Origin of the sequence: Streptomyces sp. NPDC056987, assembly GCF_042673865.1 — a bacterium.
Lineage (GTDB): Bacteria > Actinomycetota > Actinomycetes > Streptomycetales > Streptomycetaceae > Streptomyces.
This window is the reverse complement of sequence record NZ_JBHURV010000030.1, coordinates 1-26324: the sequence shown is the minus strand read 5'-3', so window position 1 is coordinate 26324 and position 26324 is coordinate 1. Positions and strand designations below refer to the sequence as shown.

The 26324-nt window shown below is 73.3% G+C and carries 21 protein-coding genes; 10 read left to right on the top strand and 11 right to left on the bottom strand.

All coding sequences use genetic code 11. The annotated features are described in order from the left end of the window. Nucleotides 1-26: 26 nt before the first annotated feature. The 4 genes from ACFTZC_RS29320 to ACFTZC_RS29305 all read left to right on the top strand — a co-directional run bounded on the left by ACFTZC_RS29320 (nucleotide 27) and on the right by ACFTZC_RS29305 (nucleotide 8835). Nucleotides 27-1007, top strand: a complete 981-nt coding sequence (locus ACFTZC_RS29320; RefSeq protein ID WP_382894752.1) for a TauD/TfdA family dioxygenase — start codon at nucleotides 27-29, stop codon at nucleotides 1005-1007. A 3-nt stretch (nucleotides 1008-1010) separates the two neighbouring features. Continuing rightward, nucleotides 1011-5210, top strand: a complete 4200-nt coding sequence (locus tag ACFTZC_RS29315; RefSeq protein WP_382894751.1) for an amino acid adenylation domain-containing protein — start codon at nucleotides 1011-1013, stop codon at nucleotides 5208-5210. Between the two features lie 368 nt (nucleotides 5211-5578). Then, nucleotides 5579-6772, top strand: a complete 1194-nt coding sequence (locus tag ACFTZC_RS29310; protein ID WP_382894750.1) for a cytochrome P450 — start codon at nucleotides 5579-5581, stop codon at nucleotides 6770-6772. A gap of 17 nt (nucleotides 6773-6789) precedes the next feature. After that, on the top strand, nucleotides 6790-8835 hold the full coding sequence (locus tag ACFTZC_RS29305) for a methyltransferase (protein ID WP_382894749.1): 2046 nt from the start codon (nucleotides 6790-6792) through the stop codon (nucleotides 8833-8835). Here the strand turns inward: ACFTZC_RS29305 and ACFTZC_RS29300 are convergent. Together ACFTZC_RS29300 and ACFTZC_RS29295 are read right to left on the bottom strand one after the other, a co-directional pair. After that, nucleotides 8804-10120, bottom strand: a complete 1317-nt coding sequence (locus ACFTZC_RS29300; protein WP_382894748.1) for an MFS transporter — start codon at nucleotides 10118-10120, stop codon at nucleotides 8804-8806. The two genes, ACFTZC_RS29305 and ACFTZC_RS29300, sit on opposite strands and share 32 nt — an antisense overlap. Then, nucleotides 10117-10656, bottom strand: a complete 540-nt coding sequence (locus ACFTZC_RS29295) for an ArsR/SmtB family transcription factor (RefSeq protein WP_382894747.1) — start codon at nucleotides 10654-10656, stop codon at nucleotides 10117-10119. Before ACFTZC_RS29295 ends, ACFTZC_RS29300 begins: the two co-directional genes overlap by 4 nt. 251 nt (nucleotides 10657-10907) lie before the next feature. Between ACFTZC_RS29295 and ACFTZC_RS29290 the strand changes: the two genes are divergently transcribed. Then, a complete protein-coding gene (locus ACFTZC_RS29290) occupies nucleotides 10908-12452 on the top strand; it encodes a cation:dicarboxylate symporter family transporter (protein WP_382894746.1) in 1545 nt (514 codons plus the stop codon). Nucleotides 12453-12527: 75 nt separating this feature from the next. On the opposite strand, the gene ACFTZC_RS29285 is transcribed toward ACFTZC_RS29290, so the two are convergent. Continuing rightward, nucleotides 12528-13133, bottom strand: a complete 606-nt coding sequence (locus ACFTZC_RS29285; RefSeq protein WP_382894744.1) for a helix-turn-helix domain-containing protein — start codon at nucleotides 13131-13133, stop codon at nucleotides 12528-12530. 63 nt (nucleotides 13134-13196) lie between these two features. After that, a complete protein-coding gene (locus tag ACFTZC_RS29280; RefSeq protein ID WP_382894742.1) occupies nucleotides 13197-13697 on the bottom strand; it encodes a hypothetical protein in 501 nt (166 codons plus the stop codon). A 365-nt stretch (nucleotides 13698-14062) separates the two neighbouring features. Between ACFTZC_RS29280 and ACFTZC_RS29275 the strand changes: the two genes are divergently transcribed. After that, a complete protein-coding gene (locus tag ACFTZC_RS29275) occupies nucleotides 14063-14644 on the top strand; it encodes a TetR/AcrR family transcriptional regulator (protein ID WP_382894740.1) in 582 nt (193 codons plus the stop codon). 13 nt (nucleotides 14645-14657) lie between these two features. On the opposite strand, the gene ACFTZC_RS29270 is transcribed toward ACFTZC_RS29275, so the two are convergent. Then, the gene (locus ACFTZC_RS29270) at nucleotides 14658-15683 is read right to left on the bottom strand and encodes an SMP-30/gluconolactonase/LRE family protein (RefSeq protein WP_382894738.1); all 1026 of its coding nucleotides are present in this window, start codon (nucleotides 15681-15683) and stop codon (nucleotides 14658-14660) included. Between the two features lie 214 nt (nucleotides 15684-15897). On the opposite strand from ACFTZC_RS29270, the gene ACFTZC_RS29265 reads away from it, so the two are divergent. The 4 genes from ACFTZC_RS29265 (at nucleotide 15898) to ACFTZC_RS29250 (ending at nucleotide 20751) form a co-directional block, all read left to right on the top strand. After that, nucleotides 15898-17706, top strand: a complete 1809-nt coding sequence (locus tag ACFTZC_RS29265; RefSeq protein WP_382894736.1) for a flavin-containing monooxygenase — start codon at nucleotides 15898-15900, stop codon at nucleotides 17704-17706. 194 nt (nucleotides 17707-17900) lie between these two features. Further along, the gene (locus ACFTZC_RS29260; protein WP_382894735.1) at nucleotides 17901-18134 is read left to right on the top strand and encodes a ferredoxin; all 234 of its coding nucleotides are present in this window, start codon (nucleotides 17901-17903) and stop codon (nucleotides 18132-18134) included. Continuing rightward, the gene (locus ACFTZC_RS29255) at nucleotides 18124-19515 is read left to right on the top strand and encodes an NAD(P)/FAD-dependent oxidoreductase (protein ID WP_382894733.1); all 1392 of its coding nucleotides are present in this window, start codon (nucleotides 18124-18126) and stop codon (nucleotides 19513-19515) included. Before ACFTZC_RS29260 ends, ACFTZC_RS29255 begins: the two co-directional genes overlap by 11 nt. Before the next feature lie 12 nt (nucleotides 19516-19527). Continuing rightward, nucleotides 19528-20751, top strand: coding sequence for a cytochrome P450 (locus tag ACFTZC_RS29250; protein WP_382894731.1), 1224 nt, complete (start codon nucleotides 19528-19530; stop codon nucleotides 20749-20751). Between the two features lie 41 nt (nucleotides 20752-20792). Here the strand turns inward: ACFTZC_RS29250 and ACFTZC_RS29245 are convergent, their stop codons facing one another. Genes ACFTZC_RS29245 through ACFTZC_RS29220 form a run of 6 tightly spaced genes read right to left on the bottom strand, consistent with a single transcriptional unit; the run spans nucleotide 20793 to nucleotide 26239 of the window. Beyond that, nucleotides 20793-22106 (bottom strand): MFS transporter, encoded by a 1314-nt coding sequence (locus ACFTZC_RS29245; RefSeq protein WP_382894729.1) that lies wholly within the window; start codon nucleotides 22104-22106, stop codon nucleotides 20793-20795. Then, the gene (locus ACFTZC_RS29240; RefSeq protein ID WP_365819630.1) at nucleotides 22103-22591 is read right to left on the bottom strand and encodes a MarR family transcriptional regulator; all 489 of its coding nucleotides are present in this window, start codon (nucleotides 22589-22591) and stop codon (nucleotides 22103-22105) included. The genes ACFTZC_RS29245 and ACFTZC_RS29240 overlap by 4 nt, the downstream gene beginning before the upstream one ends. Before the next feature lie 43 nt (nucleotides 22592-22634). Next, entirely contained in the window at nucleotides 22635-23240 is a 606-nt protein-coding gene (locus ACFTZC_RS29235) for a DNA-binding response regulator (protein ID WP_382894727.1), read from the bottom strand. After that, a complete protein-coding gene (locus tag ACFTZC_RS29230; RefSeq protein WP_382894725.1) occupies nucleotides 23237-24454 on the bottom strand; it encodes a sensor histidine kinase in 1218 nt (405 codons plus the stop codon). The genes ACFTZC_RS29235 and ACFTZC_RS29230 overlap by 4 nt, the downstream gene beginning before the upstream one ends. 52 nt (nucleotides 24455-24506) lie before the next feature. Further along, entirely contained in the window at nucleotides 24507-25316 is an 810-nt protein-coding gene (locus ACFTZC_RS29225; RefSeq protein WP_382894724.1) for an ABC transporter permease, read from the bottom strand. After that, nucleotides 25313-26239 (bottom strand): ABC transporter ATP-binding protein, encoded by a 927-nt coding sequence (locus ACFTZC_RS29220; RefSeq protein ID WP_382894722.1) that lies wholly within the window; start codon nucleotides 26237-26239, stop codon nucleotides 25313-25315. The genes ACFTZC_RS29225 and ACFTZC_RS29220 overlap by 4 nt, the downstream gene beginning before the upstream one ends. Nucleotides 26240-26324: the final 85 nt, after the last annotated feature.

The window sequence follows — 26324 nt, the reverse complement described above, 5'->3', positions numbered from 1 at the left end:
CGGCCGGCCAGCCCGGGAGGGAGGGCATGAGCGCATCGGAGGCCCCCGGCATCGAGCTGACCCTGACGGACGCCGAGCGCCAGGTGCTGGAGGACGTCACGTCCCGGCTGGCCGGCGAGGTGCCCGTGTCGGCGCCGTACGACGTCTGCCGCGAGGCCCCGGTGGCCGCCCACGAACTGCCGTTGCGGCTGCGCCGGGCGCTGGGAACCCTGCGGCAGGACGGCCCGGCCGCCTACGCCCTCGTCCGCGGCCTGGCGGTCGACGACGACGCCGTCGGTTCCACCCCCGCGTCGTGGGGTGACGGGCCGGCCCGCGACCGCACCCGCCGCCAGGAGATCCAGGCGGTGCTGATCGGTTCCCTGCTCGGCGAGGTCTTCGGCTGGCGGAGCCAGCAGGACGGCGCGGTGGTGCACGACGTACTGCCGATGCGGGAGTACGAGAACACCCAGATCAACTTCGCCAGCCAGGAGCCGATCTGGTGGCACACGGAGGACGCCTTCCACGCCTTCCGGCCCGACTACGTCGGCCTGCTGTGCCTGCGCAACCCCACGGCCGCCGCCACGACGGTGAGCTGCGCGGCCGACTGGGACCTGGGCGATCCGGCCTTCGACGTGCTCTTCGAGCCGAGGTTCCGCCAGCTCCCCGACCACTCCCACGGCGTGACGGGGGACGGGGCGGAGCGCCGCCCGGTGCTCTTCGGGCCGCGCGAGCGCCCGTACGCGTGCGTGGACCCGTACTTCCTGGAGCCCCCGGAGGACGGCCGGCTGGGCGAGGTGCTGCGGAGGTTCTACGACACGGTGGAGGCTTCCCTGCGCCAGGTGGCGCTGGCGCCGGGCGACATGCTGCTGGTGGACAACCGCAGCGCCGTGCACGGGCGCCGGCCCTTCGCCGCCCGGTACGACGGCAGGGACCGCTGGCTGAAGCGCATCAGCGTCAGCAGGGACCTGGACCGCTGCTGGTCCGCCTGGAGCAAGGACACCCGGCATGTGCTCGTCGGCGACCGGTGACCGGTGACGGACACCGGACGGCCCCGGCCGGCGGAGGGCGCGCGCCCGTCCGCCGAGGGCCCCTTCGAGCGCCTCTCGCTCCTCCCGCCGGAGCGCCGGAGCGCGTTCCTCGCCCGGGTCCGGGGCGACGATCGGCTCGGTGACGAGGTCCTGCTGACCGCGGCGCAGCGGCGCATGTGGTTCATGGAGCAGCTGACGCCCGGCCGGGCCGCCTACACCATCCCGCTGGCGTACCGCTTCCGCGGGCCGGTGGAGACCGCGGCGCTGCGCCGGGCGCTGCTCGCACTGGTCGAGCGGCACGAGATGCTGCGGATGCGGTACACCGAGATCGACGGGGTGCCGGTCCAGCTGCCCTCCGGGGAGCCGCTGCGGTGTCCCGTGACCGACCTGCGCGGGGCGGCGTCGCCGGAGGAGGCGACGAGGGAGGTACGGCGGCGCGTCGCGGCGGCGGCGGGCGCCCCCTTCCGTCTCGACGGGGGACCGCTGGTGCGCGCGGAGATCCTGCTCACGGGGGAGGCCACGGTCCTGGTGCTGACGCTGCATCACAGCGTCGCCGACGGCTGGTCGCTGGAGATCCTCCTCGCCGATCTGGCCGCGCTCTACGACGCCGAGACGGCCGGACGGCGGGCGGCGCCACCGGCGGCGGGCGGGTACCGTTACGCGCACCACGCCGCCTGGCAGCGTACGTGGCTGGAAGGCCCGGAGGCCGCGCGGGGGATCGCCTACTGGCGAGGGCAGTTGGCGGGCGCCCCCGAACTCCTCACGCTGCCCGCCGACCGTGCGGACGGGCCGGGCACGGCGGACGGGCCGGACATCCGGAACAGACCGGGCACGGCAGGCGGGTCGGACGGAGGAAGCCGGGCCGTGGGAGCCGCCGCGGAGCTGCCGGTGCGGACCGCCGGGCGGCTGCGGGAGCGCGGGAGCACCGAGGGCGCCACGCTCTTCATGGTGCTGCTGGCCGCGTACTCCCTGACCCTGCACCGGTTCACGGGGCAGGAGGACGTGCTGGTCGGATCGCCTGTCTCCGGTCGCCACCGCCAGGCGGGCGAGGCCACGGTGGGGCTGTTCGTGAACACCGTCGTGCTGCGCAGCACGACGGCGGGGACGGAGACCTTCGGCGGACTGCTGTCGCGCACGCGGCGCACGGCGCTGGACGCCTACGCCCATCAGGACGTGCCCTTCGACGTCCTGGTGGACGCGGCGGGCGCGCGGCGGGTGCCCGGACGCAATCCGCTCTTCCAGGCGTTCCTGTCCGTCGAGGGCTTCACGGAGCACCCGGTGGCGCTGGGCGGCGTGCCGGGTGAGGAGATCACCCCGCCCGGCGGCGGGTCCCGGTTCGACGTGGATCTGTGGGTGAGCGAGCGGTCGGACGGCAGCCTGGCCCTGCGTCTGAGCCTCGCCGGGGAACGCTTCGAGGAGGCGACCGCGCGGCGCCTGCTGGATCATGTCGTCGCCGTCCTCACCACGGTCGCCGACCACGGCACGGCGCGCGCTCTGTCCGGGCTGGGGACGGCGGACCGACCCGCCGCCCTGCGGGGCGCCGCCCCCGGCGGACCGCCCGGGGCCACCGTGTGCGACCTGGTGGTGCGGCAGGCGGAACGTACGCCGGACGCCCTCGCCCTGGCGGCGGGCGCGGAGCGGCTGACGTACGGGCAACTGCACGGCAGGGCCCGCGCGTTCCGCGACCGGCTCGTGGCGCTCGGCGTCGGACGGGGCGACCGGGTCGGGATCCGTCTGGAGCGGAGCGCGCGGCTGCCCGTCGCCGTGCTGGGCGTCCTCATGGCCGGGGCGGCCTACGTACCGCTCGACACCGCCCTGCCCGCCGGGCGGCTGGCCTGGGTGCTGGAGGACTGCGGTGTACGCCTCGTGGTCACCGGTCGGGATGCGGGGCGGGACACCTTCCACGCGGCCGGGGTGCGCACGGTACGGGTCGACGTGAGCGGTGCGGACCCGTCGGCGACCCGGGAACGGGAGCGGGAGCAGCGGCGGAGTGCTCCCCGGGTCGGCCCCGGAGACCTCGCCTATGTGCTCTACACCTCGGGTTCGACCGGCCGCCCCAAGGGTGTGGCGGTCGACCACCGCGGTGTCGTCGCGATGGTCGAGTGGGCCCTGCGGACCTACACGGCACGGGAGTTGGCGGGCGTGCTGGCCGCAACGCCGCTCTCGTTCGACATCTCCGCCTTCGAGCTGTTCGTGCCGCTGGCAGGGGGCGGCACCGTGGTGCTCGCCGACGGTCTGGGCGGGTTGTCCGCGCCGCCGGACGGCGCCCCGCCGATCACCCTCGTCAATACCGTCCCCAGCCTCCTCCAGGACCATCTGCTGGAGCACTCCCTGCCCGCGACCGTCCGCACGGTGAATCTCGCCGGCGAGCCGCTGCCCGCCACGCTGGCCAGGGCGGTGCACGCGAGCGGGCAGGTGCGACGCGTCGTCAACCTGTACGGGCCGAGCGAGGACACCGTCTACTCCACCTGGAGCGAGGTGCCGCCGGAGACGGCCCGGCCCGCGATCGGCCGGCCGGTGGACGGCTGTGCCGCGTACGTGCTCGACGAGCGCGGCGGTCCGCTGCCCGAGGGCGCGGTCGGCGAGCTGTACCTCACCGGTACGGGGCTGGCGCACGGCTATCTCGGCCGGCCGGCGCTCACCGCGGCTCACTTCCTGCCCGACCCGTTCGCGGCGGAGCCCGGCGGCCGGATGTACCGCACCGGGGACCTCGTCCGGCTCCGTCCCGACGGGGAGCTGGAGCATCTCGGCCGCGTGGACCACCAGATCAAGCTGCACGGCCTGCGGATCGAGCCCGGCGAGATCGAGCACGCCCTGCTGCGCGCGCCCGGTGTGCGCGGCGCGGCCGTCACGGTGCACGGGAAGGGCCCGGAGGCCCGGCTCGTGGCGTACGTGGCGGGGCCGGAGACGCTCGCCCCGCGTGCGCTGGCCACGGCGCTGCGCGCGCAGCTCCCCGCGCACCTGGTGCCGTCGCAGTACGTGGTGGTGCCCGCCCTCCCGCTGACGGCCAGCGGGAAGACCGACCGGCGGGCGCTGCCCGACCCCGGGACACCGGCCGACCGGCCGGACTCGCCGCCGCCGCGCACGGCGGAGCAGCGTCTGGTCGCGGCGGTCTGGGGCGAGGTGCTCGGCCGCGACGGGCTGCGCCTGGCGGACGACTTCTTCGTGCTGGGCGGCAACTCCCTGACGGCGCTGCGGGCGGTCGGCCGCCTGAACCGGGAGGCCGGTGCGCGACTGGCCCCGACCGCCTTGTTCGAGGCACCGACCGTGGAGCTGTACGCGGGGCTGCTGGCGGCGGCACCTACGCCGGGGGCGCCCGAGACACCGGGGGCGGCGCGCGTGACGGTCCTGCGGGAGGGCTCCGGCCGGGCGCCCGTGGTCTGTCTGCCGCCGGTGGGCGGGGACATCCTCGGGTACGCCGAGTTCGCCACCGCGCTCGGCGCCGGCTTCCCCGTCCTCGGAATCGTCGCGCCGGGCCTCGATCCCGTACCCGGCCCGCGTCCGCCGGAGTCCGTGCCCGAGATGGCCGCCCACTACCTGACGTTGCTGCGTCAGCGGGACATCGACCGGCCGGCGGCGCTGGTGGGGTGGTCGATGGGCGGTGTGGTCGCGGTGGAGATGGCGCGCCTGCTGCGGGCGGCGGGCGGCGGGCCGCCCCCGGTGGTGCTCATCGACAGCACGGTGCCCGGCCCCGAGTTCGACGTCGCCGACCCCCTCGCCGAGTTCGGCGCCCAGCTGGCCGCGGGGGCGGGGCTGACCGAGCACATACCCGACGGGAAGTGGCCCGACGTGACCGCGCTGCTGGCGTGGGCGCGCCGGCGCGGCGTGCTGGGCGAGGAGACGGAGCCCGACCGGCTGCGGGCGCGGCTGGACGTCTTCCGGGCCCACTTGAAGGCGCTGTCCCGGCACCGCGTCACACCGCATCGGGGACCGGCGCTCTATCTGGCCTGCCGTGCCGAGCGGGCCGACGAGCGCTGGGAGCCGTGGCGGCCGGTGCTCGGCGAGGGCCTGGCGATCCGGGAGGTGCCCGGCGACCACCACAGCGTCATGCGCCGACCGCACGTGTCCTCGGCCGCGCGGGAAACACGGTCCTGGCTGACATCGCTGCGCGGAACAGAAATCGAGCGACAAGAAGAAACCCCGGATGACACACCCGATATCCCGGCTCCACCCCTTATGGACGACCAAGTACGGCGTCGCTAGTATTGTCCCGAATCGCCGACCGGCGGTTTTTTCCCACCGAAGGAGTTGCTGAAATGGCTCGCATGAAGGCGACGATCCTCCACGTCATGGGCCGCACCGACAAGGGGATGCGCCGCGTCGCCTACACCCCGCTCGTCTGGCTCTGACCTCCCGAGATGGAAGCCAAGGGGCCCGGCGCTGCGCCGACGGGCCCCTTGGCAACGGCGGACGGGAAGCAGACGGAAATGGAAAACAGCCGATCGCCGGCTCCGCTCACCCGGCGCCAGCAGATCCGTAATGCGGGCGCCTTCGAGAAGGATCCCGTCGAATTTCTCCGTGGCCAGCTGCGATTACACGGGGACGTATTCCGCTTCAGCAATACCCTGACCGTGTTCCAGCACCCCGACCACATTCACGAGATTTTCGCCGACGCCCACGGCGCCTTCGCACCGGACGCGGGCGAGACCACCGAAGAGGGGGACATCACCGGCGGACAGGCCTGGATGAGCGCCCGCGCGCACAGCACCCATCTCTTCGGGGCCTCGGCGGCACGGGCCTCCGGCGAGTCCGTCGCGGCGGCCTTCCAGGCGCACTTCGCGCGCCACGCCGGTTCCGAGATCGACGTGGTCGGCACGTTCTTCGACCTCTGCGGCAGCACCGTCGGGGACCTGTGCGCCGGACCGTACGGGGAGCGGCTGGAGCGCGCCGCGGCCGACCACCTGCGCGCGCTGCTGGCGGGGGCGGCCACCTCCGGGCTGCTGCCGTCCTGGCTCCCGCTGCCCCGCGCCCGCCGCGTCCGCGCGACCGGCGCGCGGCTGGCCGAGCTGATCGAGGACGCGGCGGCGCGCGACGCACCGCCCGACGACCCCGCCGCGCGGAACTTCCTCCAGGTGCTGACCGCGGGAGGGGACGAACTGGGCGGCCGGCTGCCGGCCATGATGCGCACCCTGCTGGTCGCCTCCCTGGCCTCCCCCGCCGCGGCTCTCGCCTGGGCGGTGCGGGAACTCGCGCTCCGCCCCGCGGAAGCCGAGGCCCTGCGCGAGGAGATCGCCTCGGTCGGGTACGCCGGGATCGTCCGGGACCCGTTGGGCGCCGCCCCACGGAGCCTGGCGTTCCTCAAGGAGGTGCTGCGGTTCCACTCCCCCGCCTGGCTGCTCCAGCGGGACGTGGTGCGGCCGGTCACCGTGGGCGGCGTACGGCTGGAGCCCGGCGAGCGGGTGGCGTTCAGCCTCTATCTGCTCCACCACGACGACCGCTGGTGGAGCGAGCCCGGGAGGTTCCGCCCGGGGCGCTGGCTGGCGGACACCCCCGCGCACGCTCCACGCGCCTACCGCCCCTTCGGCGGTGGCCCCCGGATCTGCGCCGGTGCCCAACTGGGCATGGTCCAGCTGGTCTGCGGGGTCACGACCCTGCTCGCCCACTACGACATCGACGCCCCGGGGGCCGCGGCCCCACCCGGGAAGCCGGAGGCCGTGCGCGCGCCGTACGGCCTGCGCGCCACCCTGCGGCCCCGGCCGTCGCCCGCCCCGTCGCCCGCAGACGGCGCCGCCGGCAGCGGCAGCGGCAGCGGCAGCGAGAGATAAGGACGGAACGACACGGCATGGATCCGACACCCCGATCCCAGGAGCCCCAGGAGTCCAAGAAGTCCCAGAAGTCCCAGGAGATCGACGCGGCGCTGCTCGACCACCCCTGGGTACGCGAGGCCCTGACGACCGGTGACGGCAGCGCCTCGTACGTGGTGCCCCGGGCCTGGAGCGGGGACGAACTGCGTCCGGAACAGCTCACCGACTGGCATCAGGTGTTCGAGTCCCTGTACGCCGCCCCGGAGCCACTGCCCCTCGGGGAGCACTTCGGCGGCTGGTTCAGCACGTACGACGGCAGCCCCATCCCCCTGGACGAGATGCGTCAGTGGCGCGACGCGACGGTCGCCCGCGTCCTGGCCCTGCGCCCGCGCCGTCTGCTGGAGATCGGCGCGGGCAGCGGGCTGCTGCTCTCCGAACTCGCCCCGCACTGCGACGAGTACTGGGCCACGGACTACTCGGCCCGCGCGGTCGCGCTGCTCGACGACCGGCTGCGGGAGCACCCCTCGCTCGCCGGGCGGGTACGGCTGCGGTGTGCTCCCGCCCATGTCGTCGACGGGCTGCCGGCCGGGCACTTCGACACCGTCGTGCTCAACTCCGTCGTCCAGTACTTCCCCGACGACGGCCATCTGCTCGACGTCATCGGCAGGGCGCTCTCGCTCACCGCGCCCGACGGCTCGCTGTTCCTCGGCGATGTGCGCACCGCCGCCCTCGAACGGTGCTTCCACTGCGCGGTCAGGCTCCACCGCGCCGACGGGACGTCGGACCGGGCCACGCTGCTCCGCGACCTCGCCGACGGCCTGGCGCAGGACAAGGAACTCCACCTCGACCCCGGGTTCTTCACCGCGCTGCCCGCCGTGTTCCCGCGGATCACGGCGGTCGACCTCCAGATCAAGGAAGGGCCGGCGCACAACGAGCTGACGCGCTACCGGTACGACGTCGTGCTGCGCACCGCGCGCCCGACGGCCGGCCGCTCCGCCGCCCGGCGGGTGCGCTGGGGCGAGGGCGCGGAGACGCTCGCGGAAGTGGCGGAGCTGCTGGCCGGGCACCGCCCGGGGGCGGGAGCCCTGCGCCTGGAGTCCGTCCCGAACGCCCGGATCGCCGCCGAGGCCGCCGCCCTGCGCGCGCTCGACGCGGGCGCCGGCGTCGGCGCCGCGAAGGCGCTGCTCCACACCGCACCGCCGCCCTCGCTGCCCGAGCCGGACGCCCTGCGGGAACTCGGTGCCCGTCTGGGGTACGCCGTGACCGTCAGCTGGTCGCCGACCGATCCCACCGCCCTCGACGCGGTGTTCCGGCGGGGCGGAGCGCGGACGGAGGGCGAGACGAGCGAGGCGGACAGAGCGAGCGAGGCGGACGAGGCAGGCGCCTCGGTGCCGCCCGGCGGTCACGGTCCGGCCTGGCCGCCCGCTCCCGGCCGGCTGACGGAGTACGCCGCCACGCCCGCGGCCATCGACCCGACGGCGCCCCTGGTGGCAGCGCTGAGGGCCCACCTCGCCGAGCGGCTGCCGGACGGCCGGTCGCCGGGCGCCATCGTCGTCCTGCCCGGACTCCCGGCCGCGGACCAACTGCCCGCGGCGTTCCCGGTGGAGCACGACCCGCGGCCGGACGCCTGGGCGTGGCGGCCGCTGCCCGACGGCCGGGCCGGGCTCTCGCTGCGCCTGTCGGGCCGGGTGGACCGGGGAGCGTGGCTGAGCGCGCTGCGGGCGCGGATGGGCCCCTCGGTACTGCTGCGGGCCCGCAACGCCGCCGCGGGGTCGCTGCCCCGGCTGACCGGTGAACTGCCGGACGAGTCGGCGGCGCTGTTCGCCCTCGGGCCCGAGGAGCACCGGCTCACCGTCGTCTCCCGGCGCCCCGGGGCGTACGGGTCGGGCGCGGGGCCTTTCGTCCGCGGGCTGGTGGCGGCGTACCACGCCCACCGCACCGGCCGGGCGGAGCCGCCGGGGCCCGTACCCGCCGGCTCCGGAGCGGAACCGTTCGACGCGGAACCGTCCGGCCCGGTCGGCGCGCGCTTCACTCTCCCCGGCCTCACGGTCCTCACCCCGCCGGATCCCGCGTCGGCTCGGTAGCCGCGACGGTGCCGGGGGCGGCGACCGCCACTTCCGGCACCTCGCCGCCCACCACCCCGCCCTTGACGGTCAGTGACCGGACGTCCTTGCTGCACAGCGCCGCGAGGGTGACGGACAGGACCAGGCACACGCCGCCGAGAAGCGTCGCGCGCGAGCCGAAGCGCTCGGAGAGGGTGCCCGCCGTCATCTCACCGACGGGCAGGGCGAGGATCGAGCCGAGCATGTCGTACGAGTAGACCCGCGCGAGCCGGTCGGGCGGGACGTTCTCCTGGAGCGACACGTCCCAGGCGACCCCGAACTGCTCCAGCGCGAGGCCGTTGACGAACATCGCCACCACCAGCAGCGCCAGGGGGGCCGCCTCGGCCAGCGCGAGCAGCGGCAGGGCGTCGAGGGCCACCACGGCCACGCCGATGCGCAGGGCGTGCCGGGAGCGGGACCGGCCCACCAGGAACCCGCCGATGAGCGCGCCGGCCATCTGGGTGGCCAGCACCAGCCCCCAGGCGGTCCGCCCGTACGTGCTGTTGGCGATGGTCGGCCCGAGCACCTGGATACCGCCCGCGGTCACGGCGTTCACCACGAAGAACTGGAGCACCACCACCCACACCCAGGTGCGTGCGGTGAACTCCGTCCAGCCTTCGCGGAGTTCGCGCAGCGGCTGGGAGGGCGCGTCCGGCGTCGACTTCGCCCGGGGCACCCGCACGCCGTGGTAGGCGAGGGCGGCGCCCGCGAAGACGACGGCGTTGGCGGCCATGCCCCAGCCGGGGTTGAAGACTGCCGTGATCATGCCGCCGACCGAGGCGCCGACGATCATGCCGGCGTTGACGCCCATGCGGCTCAGGGCGTTGGCGGCGCGCAGTTCCCCGGCCGGAACGGTCTGCGGGACCAGCGAGGCCGACGCGGGCATCGACACGGCCGCCACAGCCCCGTTGACCACGCTCAGCAGGATGAGCACCCCGAGCGAGGCGGACTCGGTGAGCAGCACCACCGCGACCGCCCCCTGTACCGTCGCGGCGGACAGGCTGGACCCTTGCAGGATGAGGGCCCGGGGCACACGGTCGGCGAGGATGCCGCCGAAGAGCACGAGGAGGACGTTGGCGATCGACCGCGAGCCGACGACGATCCCGACGTCGACCGCGGAGCCGGTCATGTCCAGGACGGCGAAGGCCAGGGCGATGGGCGCCATGGAGTTGGCGCAGTGGGTCATCGTGCGGCCGAACACCAGGTTGCGGAAGTTCCGGTGGCGTAAGGACGCCAGAACGGACGCCCTCTCAGCTCGCTCGGTCACTCTGCGGTCCCCTTCCGGGCCATTTCGAACAGCATGAGCGTCGCGCTGGCATGTACGGTCCCGGGTGTGTCCGGCGGCCGGGCCTCGGCGTGCATGATCACCCCTAGCTCCCCGGCCAGTTCCCGCACCCGCTCCCACGCCTCGGGGGGCAGCCACATCTCTGCGTCGGTGAACGCCCCCGGCGACCCGGCCAACCGCTCGCGGCTGCGGCGCCGCAGTTCCTCGGAGAGGGCGGAGGCCAGCACCGCGTAGTCGTCGGGCGATCCGCCGGAGACGGACTCCCCGCTCGCCGGATTGTGGCGGTACCGCTTGGCCCGGCCGCCGCGCACGGAGGTCTCCTCGACGATCTCCAGCAGGCCGGCGGCGTGCAGATGACGCATGTGGTAGCTGATGTTCGCCTGCGACTCACCCAGCTCGCGGGCGGCCTCGCTGGCGCTCATGGCGTGTGCGGTGACCAGGGACAGCAGGCGCAGGCGCAGCGGATGGGCCAGCGCGCGCAGCCCGCCGAGCTCCGCGCGTCTCTCGGCGGCGGACATGGCCCCGAGTATCCGGCCCGGGCCGACGCACTGTCAAACACTTCTTTTGGGGTACTCCCGGCGGGCCTGCCGGGTGAGCGACACATGCATGCCGGGACCACCCTCCCCGAGGCCCCATTTGGAGCAACGTACAAGATTTGGAGCCGCCGTCGACGGGGGACTTCCGCGAAGGGCGCTCCTGAGCGAGAGTGACGCCCATCACGATGCGGAAGTGAGTTTCCGTATCGTAGAACTCGCTCTGGAGGAATACCGTGCCACCGTCCGTACCGTCCCTGCCGCGGCGCGTCGCACGCACGCTGCGCACCTCACTGTTCGCGCAGGTCGCCTGTGCCCTCGTCCTCGGCGTCGCCGTCGGAAAGCTGTGGCCCGATGTCGCCACGGCCGCCCAGCCGCTCGGTGACGGCTTCGTCCGCCTCATCAAGGCGATGATCTCGCCCCTGGTGTTCTGCGTGGTCGTCGTCGGCATCACCAAAGCGGGAGACCTCAAGGCGTTCGGACGGATCGGCCTCAAGGCCCTGATCTGGTTCGAGGTCGCCACCACGCTGGCACTGCTGGTCGGCCTGCTCGCCGGAAACCTCGCCCAGCCCGGGGCCGGCATGAACGTCGACCCGTCCAGGCTGGACGCGTCGGCGGTCGACGAGAAGACCGGCGGCGGGTCGCTGCCCTCGACGTCCGAGTTCATCCTGCACGCCCTGCCCGACAGCGCGGTCGGCGCGTTCGCCGAGAACTCACTCCTCCAAGTCCTCGTGCTCGCCTGTCTGGTGGGAGCCGCCGTCCTGCATCTGGGGCACACCAAAGTGCCCAAGATCCTGCCGGCCGTGGAGCAGGCCCAGGACGTCGTCTTCGCCGTCGTCGGCTTCATCATGAAGCTCGCCCCGCTCGCGGTCTTCGGCGCGACGGCCCACCTCGTGGGCGAGTACGGGGTCGGTGTGATGTCCACGTACGGCAAGCTCATCGCCGTCTGCTACGCCTCCGCGCTGGTCTTCCTGCTCCTGCTGGCCGTCGCGCTCAAATGGGTCGCCGGCATCAGTCTGTGGAAGTTCGTCCGCTACACCCGCGAGGAGATGCTGCTCGCCCTCGGTACCGCGTCCAGCGAGACCGTCATGCCCCGCATGATGCAGAAACTGCGTCAGGCCGGCTGCCGCGACGACGCCGTGGGCCTGGTCCTGCCCACCGGCTACTCCTTCAACCTCGACGGCGCCTCGATCTACCTCTCGATCGGCACCCTGTTCATCGCCGACGCGGTGGGCGTGGACCTTTCCCTCGGCCAGCAGGTCACGGTCGTCCTGATCCTCATGCTGACGAGCAAGGGGATGGCGGGCGTACCGGGTTCGGCGTTCCTCGCGCTGTCGGCGACCGCGTCGGCGCTCGGCGTCATCCCGGTGGGCGCCGTCGCGCTGCTCCTGGGCGTCGACCGCATCATGGACTCGATGCGCGTCGCCACCAACCTCCTCGGCAACTGCGTCGCCGTCTTCGCCGTCTCCCGGTGGGAGGGCGCGCTGGACACGGCCCGCGCCCGGAAGATGCTGGACGGCGAGATCACCTTCGTACCGGAGGAGGAGGCACCGCGGGAGGAGACACCACCGGAGAAGTCACCGCTGGAAACGACACCGCTGGAGAAGTCACCGCGGGAAGAGACACGGCGGGAGAAGACACCGGAGCACGGCACCACCGGGCCGGCTCCTCGGAGCGCGAGCGGCGTGAGCGGCGCGAGCGGTCCGGCCGCCGACCGGACGACCGCGGCGGCGAGTTCACCCGCGCTGAACGGCGAGCCCGAGGACGTCCCCCTGCCATGACCCCGGCATGCGCGTGAAGAGGCGGTGAGTTGAGCTCGGCGTGGCGGCGACAGGCCTTTCCCCACGCCGAGTTCATCATCGGTTCCCGGACCGGGACGGCCGATCAGGGTCACCGCGTACGTGCGCGCGCACCCCTTGCAGCCCGAACAGGATGAGAAGCTCGACCGCGCCGCCGTCGGCGCTGCCCAGCCAGTGGGGCAGGGCCGTGTCGAACTCGGCCGCCTCACCGGGCGGCAGCGTCAGATCGCGCTCACCGGTCACGAGTCGCAGGCGTCCGCCGAGCACGTAGAGCCATTCGAAGCCCTCGTGGGTCTGCGGGGTCGGTTCGAGTGGTTCCGGCCGGGCCGGAATGATCATCTTGAAGGCGTGCACACCGCCCGGTCGCCGGGACAGGGGCACGAAGGTCATTCCGAACCGGCTGATCGGCTTGAGGTGGATCCGGGGGTCGCCGGTGCGCGGGGCACCGACGAGGTCGTCCAGCGGAACGTCGTAGATACGGGCCAGCGGGAGCAGCAGTTCCAGGCTCGGCCGGCGCTGTCCGCTCTCCAGCCGGGACAGGCTGCTCTCCGACACCCCGGTCATCGACGCGAGGGCGGCGAGGGTGATGCCCCGGTCCCGGCGGAGCGCACGGAGCCGTGGCCCCACCGCCCCGAGCACGTCGTCGTCCGTCCGCTGATCCATGCGGCCATCTTGCCATTAGCGCAAGATTTCGTGCCAGCTCCTGATGACCTTCTCCTGTTCCCCCTACAGGTCCAGTACGGCCCAGAGCCGCCGGCCGTCCTCCGCGACATCCGTGCCGCACGTCGACGCGCCCAGTTCGGCCAGCCGCGGCAGCACCTCCGCGTCGGTCATGGCCGGAGCCGCCTGATGCGAGAGGACGAGGATCAGCACCTGCCGGTTCTGCTCGGCGAGGTGGACGCTCACCCGCCGGCCCCCGTCCGCGACCGCGGTCCGCATGAGCACCGTCACCAGATCCCCGGCCGTCCGGTCGGCCGTCGTGTGACCCCAAACGCGGAGCTGCGCCAGGACGCGCCGCCGGGCGGTGGCCACCGACCACGGCGCCGATTCCAGCGTCCAGTTGGCGCCGCGCCGGTTCGCCATCGTCACCCGCCGGCGCGCGGTCACCAGCGGGCTCTTCGGCTTCGTGTCCGGCTCGGGCCGCGGCGGCTGCACGGGGCGCTTGGGCGGGGGCGGTGTCCTGGGCGGATAGTCCGGCAGGCGCTGCTCGGGTGGCGGTAACGGCATGCGTGCTCCCCGTGTCGACAGGATGTCAGCGTATGCCGCACACCGGCTGTTACCGGCCGGTTCGGACCCGGAAGGGTGACAGCCCGCCACCATGAACGTACGGCGGACACGATCCGCGGAACCGCGCTCCCCGTCACCGTTCTCCGTCACCGCGCTGCGGCACCGCTTTTCCCGACACACACCGACGAGGGGCAGCCATGGGGCGCCGCGCTGAACAGGCTCGACGGGGGCGAGGATGTCGCCCGGACGGAGATGGACAAGGGGTCCTTCCACTGGGTTCCGATGCTGTTGTCGTAGGCGTCGATCCGCGCGAGCCGTACGTACGGCCTCGCGCGGGACGGCCGGCCTGCGGCTACCCTTCCGGGGTGACGCAGCACCCCACGAACGAGCACCGCCCCGCGAACGACGGGCCGAAGGCCGCCGCCCGCAACCGGGCCGCCCTGATCTCCGCCGCCCGGGCGATCTACGCGGAGCACGGTCTGGACGCCCCGCTCTCATCCGTCGCCCGGCGGGCCGGGGTCGGGCAGGGCGTCCTGTACCGGCACTTTCCCGACCGGGCCGCGGTGGCGACCGCCGTTCTGGAGGAGAACGTACGGCAGGTCGAGAAGGCGGCCGAGGACCTGACCTTCGCGGGCGTCCTCGGGGTGGTGACCTGGCATCTGACGGAGTCGGCCGCCTTCATCGGCCTCCTGCACGCCGACGAGGCGGGCCGCTCCGGTGTCCGCGCGTACGCCCTGGCCCTGTCGGAACGGGTCGAGCGCGCCCTGCGGGGACATCTGCGGGACGGCCATCGGCTGGCCGCGGGCAACGACCTCATGCTAGCCGTCGCCATGGTCTCCGGCGCCGTCACCGGCCCCACCCGCGAGGAGCGGGAACGCCGGGCGCTGGCCGCCTGGCGGCTGCTCGACGTCGAGGTGGGACCGGTGCGGCCCTTCGAAGAGGGGTGAGCGCGCGGCGGCGTCAGCCGCCGTTGGACTGCCGGACGCCCTCCGCCAGAGCGTCGAAGGTGTACAGATACCCGCCGGCGGGCCCGCTGACGGTCAGGTACGCCTTCTTCCCACCGGGCGTGATGGCCACGTTCGTCGCCGACTCCAGTCCCTCGGCACGGCCCGGGACCTCGATGGTCGCCAGGCGCTCACCGTGCTGGTTGTACACGACCATCGCGGCCCGGCCGTGCAGCGCCTGGTAGAGGTTGCCGTCGGCGTCCACGGCGATCGAGTCGGTCTGGGCGATCCCGCCGTCGACGCGGATGGCGGTGTGCCGGGAGGTCACCGCTCCCTTCGCGTCGAGACGGAGGTAGGAGATCCGGTTCTGGGTGAGCTCGCTGATCCACAGCCCGCGGTAGTCCACGTCGAACGAGATGCCGTTCGTCGCGGCCAGTTCGTCGGCGAGGACGGTGGCCTCCTTGCCGTCGCGATCGATCCGCACCACCCGGCCCTGGTCCTTGCCCTCGGACAGGCCGCGTGAGTCGCTGACGTACAGGTTGCCCTCCCGGTCGAAGGCGAGGTCGTCGGGGTTCATCGGCGCCCCGTCGACCTCGCCGGAGAAGAAGGTCCGCGGGTCGCCGCCGTCCCGGGCCAGGCTCACGATCTCACCGCGGAAGTCGGTCAGGTAGAGCCGTCCGTCGTACGGGCTGAACTGCGCCGAGGTGTAGGCCCCCTGGCCGTCCGTGCGGACGGCGCGCGACGTCTTCTTCGCGACGTCGACCCGTATCACCTTCGGCTTGCCCTCGGGGGCGGTGACGTCGACGACGATCAGGCTGCCGTCCTCGTCGAAGGTCGGCCCCTCCAGCAGGGTCATCCCGGTCTCCTCGTGCACCTTCGTCAGCTGCATCACCTTCTGCGCGCGGATGGTCCGGCCCGCGCCGGTGGAGGCCGTCGTCTCCCCCCGGTCGCCGGGATCGCCTGTGTCCGTGCCGCATCCGGTGAGCGCCAGCGTGCCGATCGCGGCGAGCACGGCAACGGATCGGATCGGGAGTCGTCGCATGGGGGGTCACTCTTCCTGTCCGTGTCTCTGCGGGCGCCGTCGGCAGGGAGCTTCGCGTGGGCCCGCCGGAGGGCGGACGCGCTCGTTCCGAGTGCCGCGGTACGCACCCGCACTCCAACCGGACACCACTGTCCGGTAGTTGCTACCGTAGCGGAAGGCCGCTCGTCCCGGGCGGCCCGCACGGCAGCGGACCAACAGGATCGAGGGCCCCCACATGACGACTCCTCAAGCGCCAACCTCCGACGAACTCGCCGCCCTGAGAGAGCGTTACCACCTCGAACGCGAGCGGCGGGTACGGCCCGACGGCGCCGGCCAGTACCGGCCCACCGAGGCCGAGTTCGGCTACTACGCCGCCGATCCGTACGTGGGGGACGTGGCCGGGCGCGAGCCGCTGCACGACACCGTCGATGTCGCCGTGGTCGGTGGCGGGTTCGGCGGCATCCTCGCCGGGGCGCGGATGCGGCAGCAGGGCCTGGAGCGTGTCCGGATCGTCGAGATCGGCGGCGACTTCGGGGGCACCTGGTACTGGAACCGGTATCCGGGCATCCACTGCGACGTCGAGTCGCACGTATACCTGCCGCTGCTCGACGAGACCGGATACGTGCCCGAGTGGAAGTACGCGCCCGGCGAGGAGATCCGCCGCCACGCGGTGCGGATCGCGCAGAAGTTCGACCTCTACCCGGACGCACTGTTCTCCACCGGAGTCACCTCGCTGACCTGGGACGATCCATCCGAGAAGTGGATCGTGGCCACCGACCGCGGTGACGCGTTCCGGGCCACGTACGTCGTCACCGCCACCGGCACGCTCTCCCAGCCGAAGCTCCCCGGGATACCCGGCATCGAGGACTTCAAGGGCCACACCTTCCACACCTCGCGGTGGGACTACGGCTACACGGGCGGCACCGCGGACGGCGGCCTGACGGGGCTCTCGGAGAAGCGGGTGGGCGTCGTCGGCACCGGCGCCACCGGCATCCAGGTCATTCCGATGCTGGCCGAGGACGCCGGACACGTCTACGTCTTCCAGCGCACCCCCTCCACCGTGGACGTACGCGCCAACCGCCGCACCACCGCCGAGGACGTCGGCGCCGACCACGACGGCTGGGCACGCGAACGCCGCGACAACTATCTGCGCATCGTCTCCGGCGAGCCGGCCGAGGAGGATCTCGTGGCGGACCGCTGGACCATGTCGGCGGGTCTCCTGGAGAAGCTCCTGCCCAGCTTCCGCCGCCAGGGCGACCGGGAGACCTTCGAGGCCGCCTACGAGGCGGCCGACGCCGCCAAGATGAACGAACTCCGCACGCGCGTCGAGCAGACCGTCGCCGACCCGGACACGGCGGAGAGGCTCAAGCCCTGGTACCGGTACGCCTGCAAGCGTCCCACCTTCTCCGACAAGTACTACCCGGCGTTCAACCGCGCCAACGTCACCCTGGTCGACACCGCGGACACCCACGGCATCGAGCGCGTCACCGAACACGGGGTCGTGGTCGGGGGCACCACCTACGAGCTCGACTGCCTGGTCTTCGCCACCGGTTTCTCCGTCGGTACCTCCGGCATCCTCTCCGGCAAGCTCCCCGTCCACGGCCGGGAAGGAACCCAACTGCTGCACGCCTGGGCGCGACAGGGTCCGCGCACCCTGCACGGCTTCACCAGCAACGGCTTCCCGAACCTGATCCAGATGGGATCCGTGCAGAACGCCAGCAGCGTCAACTACACGCACATCCTCGACGAGCAGGCCGTCCATGCCGCCGCCCTCGTCGCGGGGGCCGAAGCCGAGGGGGCCCTCGTCGAACCGTCCCGCGAGGCCGAGGACGACTGGATCACCCTTCTGTCGAAGGACGCCCCCGACCACGAGTGGTTCCACGCCGAATGCACCCCCGGTTACTACAACGGCGAGGGACGCGGCCGGCCGAACGGACCGCGCGCCTACCCCTACGGCGCTTTCGCCTTCCATGAGTTCCTGAAGCGCTGGCGCGAGGAGTCCCTGGGCGAGATCCTCCGGGCCAGGACGCCCCAGCAGCCCTGAGGCACGTACCGGACGTGTGCTCCGGGCCTGCCCGGGTGACCGCCGGGGAGTGCCCGGGGCAGCGGCCGGCGGCCCTGGGCCGGCGGCCGGCCCGTACCGGCGCTCGTTCCCCCCTTTGCGCAGTACCGCTCGCGCCTCCTGCCCGCAGGCCATAAGACGGAGACTGCGGGCGACACGCGGAGGAGTGGACCTGGATGCAGATCGTTGTCGACCTCAATCGCTGCCAGGGATACGCGCAGTGCGCGTTCCTCGCTCCGGAGGTGTTCGAGCTGCACGGCGAGGAGGCGCTGATGTTCACGCCCGTCGTCCCCGACGGCCGGCCCGAGCAGGGGCACGAGCACCCGCACGAGCGCGTGCGCCGGGCCGCGGCCGCGTGTCCCGTGCAGGCCATTCTCGTCGGCGAACGGGCGGGCCCCCGTGAAGGGTGAACCGAGGAGCGGCCGGATCGTCATCGTCGGGGCGTCCCTGGCCGGTCTGCGGGCCGCCGAGACGCTGCGCGACAAGGGTTTCACCGGATCGCTGACCCTGGTCGGGGACGAGCCGGAGCCCCCGTACGACAGACCACCGCTCTCCAAGCAGGTCCTGCTCGGGCGGACGGGCGCGGCGGACACCGGGCTGCCGCTGCGCCGGGAGGTGGATGCCCGCTGGAAGCTCGGGGTGCGCGCCGAAGGGGTCGATCCGGTCGGGAAGCGGGTGATCCTCGCCGACGGGGAACGGCTGCCGTTCGACCGGCTGCTGATCGCCACCGGAACGCGGGCCCGCCCCTGGCCGAACCCCGGGGAAGCCCGTCTCGACGGCGTACTGACGCTGCGTACGAGCCAGGACGCGGCGGCGCTCTCGTCCCGCCTCGACGCCGGGCCGCGCCGCGTCCTGGTGATCGGCGCGGGGTTCACCGGCTCGGAGATCGCGTCCGCCTGCCGGGAGCGCGGCCTCGAAGTGACCGTCGCCGAGCGCGGCCCCTCACCGCTCGTCGGCGCGCTGGGCGGAACCCTCGGGGCGTTCGCCGCCACGCTGCAGCGCGCGCACGGCGTCGATCTGCGCTGCGGTGTGACGGTCACCGCGCTGAAGGGCAGCAACGGACGGCTCACGGGCGCCGAGTTCTCCGACGGCGGCCGGATCGAGGCCGATGTCGCCGTGGTCGCCCTGGGCGCCGTACGGAACACCGAGTGGCTCGCCGGATCGGATCTGGCCGCGGGGCCGCGGGGCGTCGCGTGCGACGCGGGATGCCGCGCCTTCAACATGTACGGGATCGTCACCGACGACGTGTTCGTCGCCGGTGACGTCGCCCGCTTCCCGCATCCGCTGTTCGAGTATCAGATGCTCGCCCTCGAACACTGGGGCAACGCGATCGCGCAGGCCGAGGTGGCGGCCCACAACATGGTCGCCACGGGGCCGGACCGGCGTCCGCACCTCGCGGTGCCCGCCTTCTGGTCCAGCCAGTTCGGTCTCAACATCAAGTCCGTCGGCGTACCGACCTTCTCCGACCACGTGGTCATCGCCCAGGGGTCGCTGCGGGAGGGCCGTCTCGTCGCGGTCTACGGCTACCGGGGACGCGTCACCGCGGCGGTCAGTGTGAACCGGGCCAAGTGGCTGGAGCACTACCGGCACCTCATCGAGACGGCGGCCCCCTTCCCGCCCGCGCGCGGCGCGGCCGACCGGCCCGAATCGGCCGAACCCGTCCCCTCCGACGTGCCGGACCCCCGGCAGCTCTCGCACGGCCCGACCGTGGCGCTCACCGGCCATCTGCCGGACCGGCGCCTGACCCTGGTCCGGCACGAACCGACACCCGCCGCCGTCCACCGTCCATGAGGAGCCCCGCGCATGCCCCCGGACACCCTTCTCCAGCGCATCACGGACTACGCGAACCGCGCCGACCCCTATCCGCTGTACGCCGAACTCCGCGAGAACGGGGTGACACGGCAGACGGACGGCAGCTATCTGGTCGGTACGTACGAGGACATCGCCGCGCTGCTCCACGATCCGCGGATCAGCTCGGACTCCCGCAACCGCACCGACCAGGACACGGTTCCGCTGCTCCGGAGGGGCCCGCAGCCGGCGGCCTTCATCGGCTTCGACGACCCCGAGCACGACCGGCTCCGCCGTATCGCGATGCGGCCCTTCGGGCCGCCCCACTCCCCCGGCCGGATCGACGCCCTGCGCACCGACATCACCAGGATCGCCGACGAGCTGGTCGGCGGTTTCCGGGACAGGGACCGGATCGATGTCGTCGAGGACTTCGCCTACCCCCTGCCGGTCACCGTGATCTGCCGGCTGCTGGGGGTGCCGCACGAGGACGTGCCCCGGATCCGCGGCTGGACGAACGACGTCGTCGCCGGTCTCGACCTGCGGCCCGGGAAGGACGCGGACGACCGCGCCGCCAAGGGTCTGGAAGCCCGGCAGGCGATGGGCGTGTATCTCGGGGACCTCGCCGACCGGCGCCGGGACGATCCGTCGGACGACATGCTCTCCGCCCTCGTGCACGACTCCGGCCCCGACGGGCACCTCACCAGGGGTGAGCTGATGGCGACCGCGACGCTGCTGCTCATCGCGGGGCACGAGACGACGGTCAACCTCATCACCAACGGAGCGCTCACGCTCCTGCGTCACCCCGCCGCCCTGCGGCGACTGCGGGACGACCCCGGGCTGATGCCCGGGGCCGTCGAGGAACTCCTGCGCTACGAGCCCCCTGTTCATCTGCTCCCGCAGCGCACCCCGCTCGCCGATGTCGAGGTCTCGGAGGTCACCGTCCCCAAAGGCGCCCCGCTGATCCTCGTACTCGCCTCCGGCAACCGTGACCCGCTGCGGTTCGACGAGCCGGACCGGTTCGACCCGGCCCGCGAGGACAACCAGCACTTCGGCTTCGGCGGCGGAGTCCACAACTGCTTCGGCGCGCCGCTCGCCCGTCTGGAGACCCAACTCGCCCTGCGCGCGCTCCTCCCCCGGCTGGAAGGCTTCCAACTGGCCGAGGAGCCACCGCCGTACCGCAGCAGCCCGATCCTGCGCGGCCCCCGGCATCTGCGGATCGAGCGCGTGCCGGGCTCGTGACGACGGGGCGCGTCAGGCTCGTGCCGGCCTGTGGAACGTCGCTACGGACCCGGGGCCGTCGCGGCTCCGGTCGCGGTGTCGGCGGCTCCCGGAGCGGTCGGCCCGGGAACGGTCCGCCCGGAAACCAGGGGCGTGCGGTAGGAGCGCAGGGAAGGGTTGGCCGCCGCCACGGCGGCGACCGCGAGGGTGGCGGAGAGGCCGCCCGCGACCAGGGCGAAGGGGACCGAGGTGACCGACGCCAGCAGTCCGCCGCGGAAGTTGCCCAGTTCGGGGCCCGCGACGCCGATGACGTTTTCCAGCGAGGAGACCCTCCCCCGGTGCGCGTCCGGAGCCTCCAGCTGGACCAGAGCGCCGCGGGTGACCACCGACACGGTGTCGGCCGCCCCGGCCACGGCCAGGCAGCCGAGCGCCGCCCACAGGGGCCCGGCCAGACCGAAGCCGGCCAGGGCCAGGCCCCAGACGCCCGCCGCGGTCAGCTGGACCAGGCCGCCGCGGCGCAGCCGCGTCACCGTGCCGGAGAGCAGTCCGGCGGTGATCCCGCCGACCGCGACGGCCGAGAGGAACAGCCCGAGGGTCCCCGGGTCGCCGCCGAAGCGGACCTCGTTGACCAGCGGGAAGAGCGCGATCGGCATGGCGAGCAGCGTCGCGGACAGATCGGTGGCCAGCGAGCCCCACAGCGTCGGGCGGCGCAGGACGATCCGCCAGCCGCCGCGCTCCGCCCGGCGCCCGCCACCCGCCGTACCGGCGCCCTCGGGCCTCATGGCCGGGAGGCGGATCACCAGGAGCGCCGCGACCGCGACGGCCAGGGCGTGCGCGGCGTAGGCGGCGGGCAGACCCCAGCGGGCGATGACCAGCCCGGCCAGCGCGGGCCCGGCCAGCATCGCCGCCTGGAAGGAGACGTTGGACAGGGCGAGACCGGCCGCGACCTGGTCGGCCGGCAGCAGCCGGACCGGGAAGGTGCGCCGGGCGGGGGCGCCGAGCGCGCCGCACGCGGTCCCCAGCGCGACCAGGCCGAGGAGGAGCACCACGTTCCGGTTGTCCGCCAGCGCCTGGACGCAGAGCCCAGCGGCGGCCAGCAGCTGGCCGACGCTGGTGGCGCGGACCACCGTACGGCGGTCGACGGTATCGGCCAGCGTGCCGCCGAGCAGCCCGAACAGCACCGTCGGCAGGCCGGTGGCGAGCCCGATGACACCGGTGCCCACCGGGCTGCCGGTCAGGTCCCAGACCTGGGCCAGCACCGCCACGGTGGCCGCCTGGCCGCCGAGCTGCGAGGCCGCCGAGCCGATCCACAGATCACGGAACGGCCGGCTGGCGCGCAGCGGACGGGTGTCGAGGAACCGGACACGTCCCTTCATCGGGGTGGTTCGACGAGATGGTCGAGGACGCGCTGCCGCATCGACCGGCGCTCCAGCGCCCGCCGCACCTCCTCGACCACGGCGGTCATCGCGTACGGGATCTCACCGTCCAGCTCGGCGACCGTCGCGTGCGTGGCGCGCCACTCGGCCTCCAGGAACGGCACCAGGGACCGGCCGCGCCCGGTGAGGTCGATCCGCCGCGTGCGGGCGTCGGGCCCCGGCTCGGAGACGACCAGCCCCTCCTTGCGCAGGGCGGCGACGGTCTGGCTGATCGCCGAGTGCGACCGGCCGAGGGACTCCGCGAGCTCGCGGATGGTCAGGGGCCCGGTGTGGGCGAGCCGGATCAGCGGATAGGCGAACCGCGGCCGCACCCCCTCGATGCCGCGCGCGACGTAGACCTGCTCGATCTCGGCGTCCATGGCGGCCAGCAGTTCGTGCAGCGGCTGCCAGGGATCGGGCAGCGCCGTGGGGTCGGAAGATGTCACAGCGCTAATATAACAGCGCTGTGACAATAGGAGGGGTGAATGCTCAGAGCCACCCCTGTTCGCGGGCGATGCGCGCGGCGGCCTGACCGTCCTCCGCGCCCAGCTTCATCGCGGCGGCGGAGAGGTGGTCACGGACGGTTCCGCGGGAGAGCGAGGTGCGGGTGGCGATCTCCGCGACCGGCACCCCTTCCCCGGCGTACCAGAGGAGTTCCGCCTCACGGGGTGTCAGGGGGCACGCGCCGGCGTCGATGGCGTCGGCCGCGATGTCCGGGTCGATGTAGCGGCGGCCGGCGTGAACGGTACGGATGATCTGTGCCAGGTGCCCCGCGGACACCGTCTTGGACACGAAACCGAGCACGCCGACGCTCAACGCGCGCTTCAGCGCACCGGCGCGGGCGTGGCCGGTGACGATCACCGAAGCGCAAGCAGGCGCGAGGGTACGCAGCCGCTCCGCGACCGCCAGTCCGTCGAGGCCGGGCATCCGGAGATCGAGAACGGCGACGTCGGGCCGGTGCGCCCGGGCCAGCTCCAGGGCCGCGTCGCCCGTTCCGGCCTGCGCCACGACGGTGATGTCGTCCTCCAGGGCGAGCAGGGAGGCGAGTGCGCCCCGGATGAGGTGTTCGTCGTCCGCCAGCAGGACCGTGATCATTCGCCTTCCTCCCACGGGATCTCCGCGGTGAGCCGGAAGACCCCGCCGGGGTACTGCTCGGTGGTCAGCGTGCCGTTCACCGCCGTCAGGCGTTCTTTCAGGCCGCTCAGGCCGGTGCCGGCCCCGGGGGGCGTGTCGGACGCACCGTCGTTCTCCATCAGCAGCAGGGCCGCGGCCGGGCCCGCGGTGCGCAGGGACATCGTGCAGCGGGACGCGCCCTGCGCGTGGCGGAGCACATTCGTGGTCGCCTCGCGGACCACCCAGCCGAAGGCGGCCTGCACCTCGCCGGGCAGGCGGGCCGCCGGACCGTATTCGATACGGCAGTCGATGCCCGCCGCCTCCAGGACGGAGCGTGCTCCGGCGAGTTCGGTGTGCAGGTCGGCGGTACGGTACCCGCGGACCACCGACCGGATCTCCCGCTGCGACTCCTGCGCGATGCGCTGCACCTCCAGCATCTGCTCCACCGCCTCGGGCCGGCCGCGCTGCGCCAGCTGTACGGCGAGTTCGCTCTTGAGCGCCACGACCGCGAGATTGCGGCCCAGCACGTCGTGGAGGTCACGGCCGAAGCGCAGCCGCTCCTCCGCCACGGCGAGCCGTGCCTGTGTCTGGCGGGCCGCGGCCAGTTCCTCGATCAGCCGGACCCCCCAGCCGGTGGCCCGGAACGCCGCGGCCATGAACGGAGCCATGAACAGGGCGGCGCCGGTCACGAGCCCCAACTGCGCACCGGAGAGCCCGGCCATCACGCCGCCCGCCACGATGGACAGCGAGACCACCGCGACCGCTGCCGCGCCGGCGCGGCGCGACAGTGCCAGCGCGCACGGGCCGCCGTAGAGCATCAGCAGCCAGAACAGGTAGGGCGCCAGACCTTTGTCATCGATGTGGCCGGTGGCCAGCAGCACACATCCCAGGGCGGCCATGGCCGCGGTCAGGGTCGTGTACGCCGCGAGCAGCAGGTCGGGCCGGGGACCGGAGCCGAGGTAGCGGTGCAGGGCCGCCCGGCAGAGCAGCACCTGGACGACGGCGTGCGCCCCGCCCAGTACGGCGACGGACACCAGATTGGCCCTGCCGGTGTCCGTCTGCGCCACCCAGAGCGCCCACAGACCGAGCTCGAAGACCGCGAAGTAGGCGACCGTGGCGAGCGCGTACTTGCGGTACCGGCCGGGGCCGTCCGGGCCGCCGAGACGTTCCACCCAGTCGTCCACATTCAAGTTCATGCTCATGCTCATGTTCACGGTCCCAGCTCCCTTGTCCCACGGTCCGTTGTACTCAATAGCGCGGGCTCCAGCGGAACCACCGCCGCACGCCGAGGGCCGCCGCACCGGTCCAGGCCAGCGCGACGAGCACCGCGCGGCCCTGGTCCGCGCCGCCGAGATCGCCGGTCCAGCCGCCCTGCAGGAGATCCATGACGGGCGAGAACGGCAGCCAGGCGCCGATGTCGGCCACCACACCGGGCAGCACCCCGCGCGGCAGGAAGACCCCGGATCCGGCCATGCTCACCAGCAGGAACGGCAGGAACGTCAACTGAGCACTCTCCGCGGTCCGGGTGAAGGCGGCCGTCAGCGCGGCCCCGGCCACGAGCAGTACCACACCCAGCAGCAGGCCGAGAACGAGCAGGTGCGGGGCTTGCGGCAGGGGTGCGTCCAGGACCACCGTCAGACCGACGGCCAGCAGCACGCACTGGGCCAGCGCCAGCACCACGGCCGGGAGCGCCGCACCGGCGAGGATCTCCACATCACGCACCTCACCCGTGCGCAGCCGCTTGAGCACCAGGCTCTCGCGGCGCGTGACGTACACGCCGACCAGGTTCGTGTAGACGGAGAAGAACAGGGCCATGGCCAGGGTGCCGGAGAGGAGGACGGTCGCGATCGACAGGCCGGTGCCGCCCAGGTCGAGGCCGTTGACCAGGCTGCGCGACGAGAAGGCCATGACGGCGGGCAGCGCGAGCGCGGTGATCAGGGAGGCCCTGCTGCGCAGCAGGAGTGCCAGCTCCGCGCGGCCGAGGGCGGCCATGCGGGACGCGGCACCGGATCGTACGCGTGCGGCGGCGGCCGGTCGGGCAGGGGCGGTCGACGTCATCGTGTCTCCTCGGTGTCCAGGTTCTTGGCGATCTCCATGAACGCCTCCTCCAGCGATGCGGACCGGGCGTCCAGGGCGTGCAGCGCGATCCCGGCGCGGTGCGCCCAGACGAGCAGTTCGGTGGCGGTGCGCTGCAGGTCCCGGGTCTCCAGACGCACGGTCCGGCCCACGGTCTCGTGACGGGTCACGCCCATCGGCGCGAGCGGCGGCAGTTCCCCCAGGAAGCAGTCCTGGGGGAGCTCGAAGCTGATCCGGGAGGGCCGTTCGGCCACCACGTCGGCCACCCGCCCGGTGGTGGCGATCAGCCCCTGGTGCATGATCGCCAGCCGGTCGGCCAGTTGTTCCGCCTCGTCCAGGTAGTGGGTGGTGAGCAGCACGGTCGTGCCCTGGGCCTTCAGTTCGCGGATCAGCTCCCAGGTGTCGCGGCGGGACTGCGCGTCGAGGCCGGTCGTCGGCTCGTCGAGGAACAGCACCTCGGGGCGCCCCAGCAGGGCGAGCGCGAGATCGAGGCGGCGGCGTTCACCGCCGGAGAGCTGCTTGACCCGCACCGTACGGCGCTCGCCGAGGCCGGTCAGGTCCAGAACCTCGTCCACGGGACGGGCGTGGCTGGTGCAGCCCGCCCACATCCGCGCGGTCTCCAGGACCGTCAGCTCCGGAGGGAATCCGCCCTCCTGGAGCATCACCCCGGTGCGCGGTCGCACGGCCGCCCGCTCGCGGAACGGGTCCCGGCCCAGGACCCGGACGGTCCCGCCGGTGGGGGCGGCCTGGCCCTCCAGGATTTCGAGTGTCGAGGTCTTGCCGGCTCCGTTGGTTCCCAGCAGCGCGAAGAGTTCTCCGCGGGCGACCGTGAAGTCGATGCCGCGTACGGCGTCGAAACCCCGGTAGCTCCGCCTCAGTCCGACGGCTTCAATGACGGTGTTCATGCCCTCCACACTCCCGGCGGTACGCGGCGGACGGCAGTGCGGTCTGTCATGGGTTCGCATGACGTCTGTCATGCGAACCCATGAC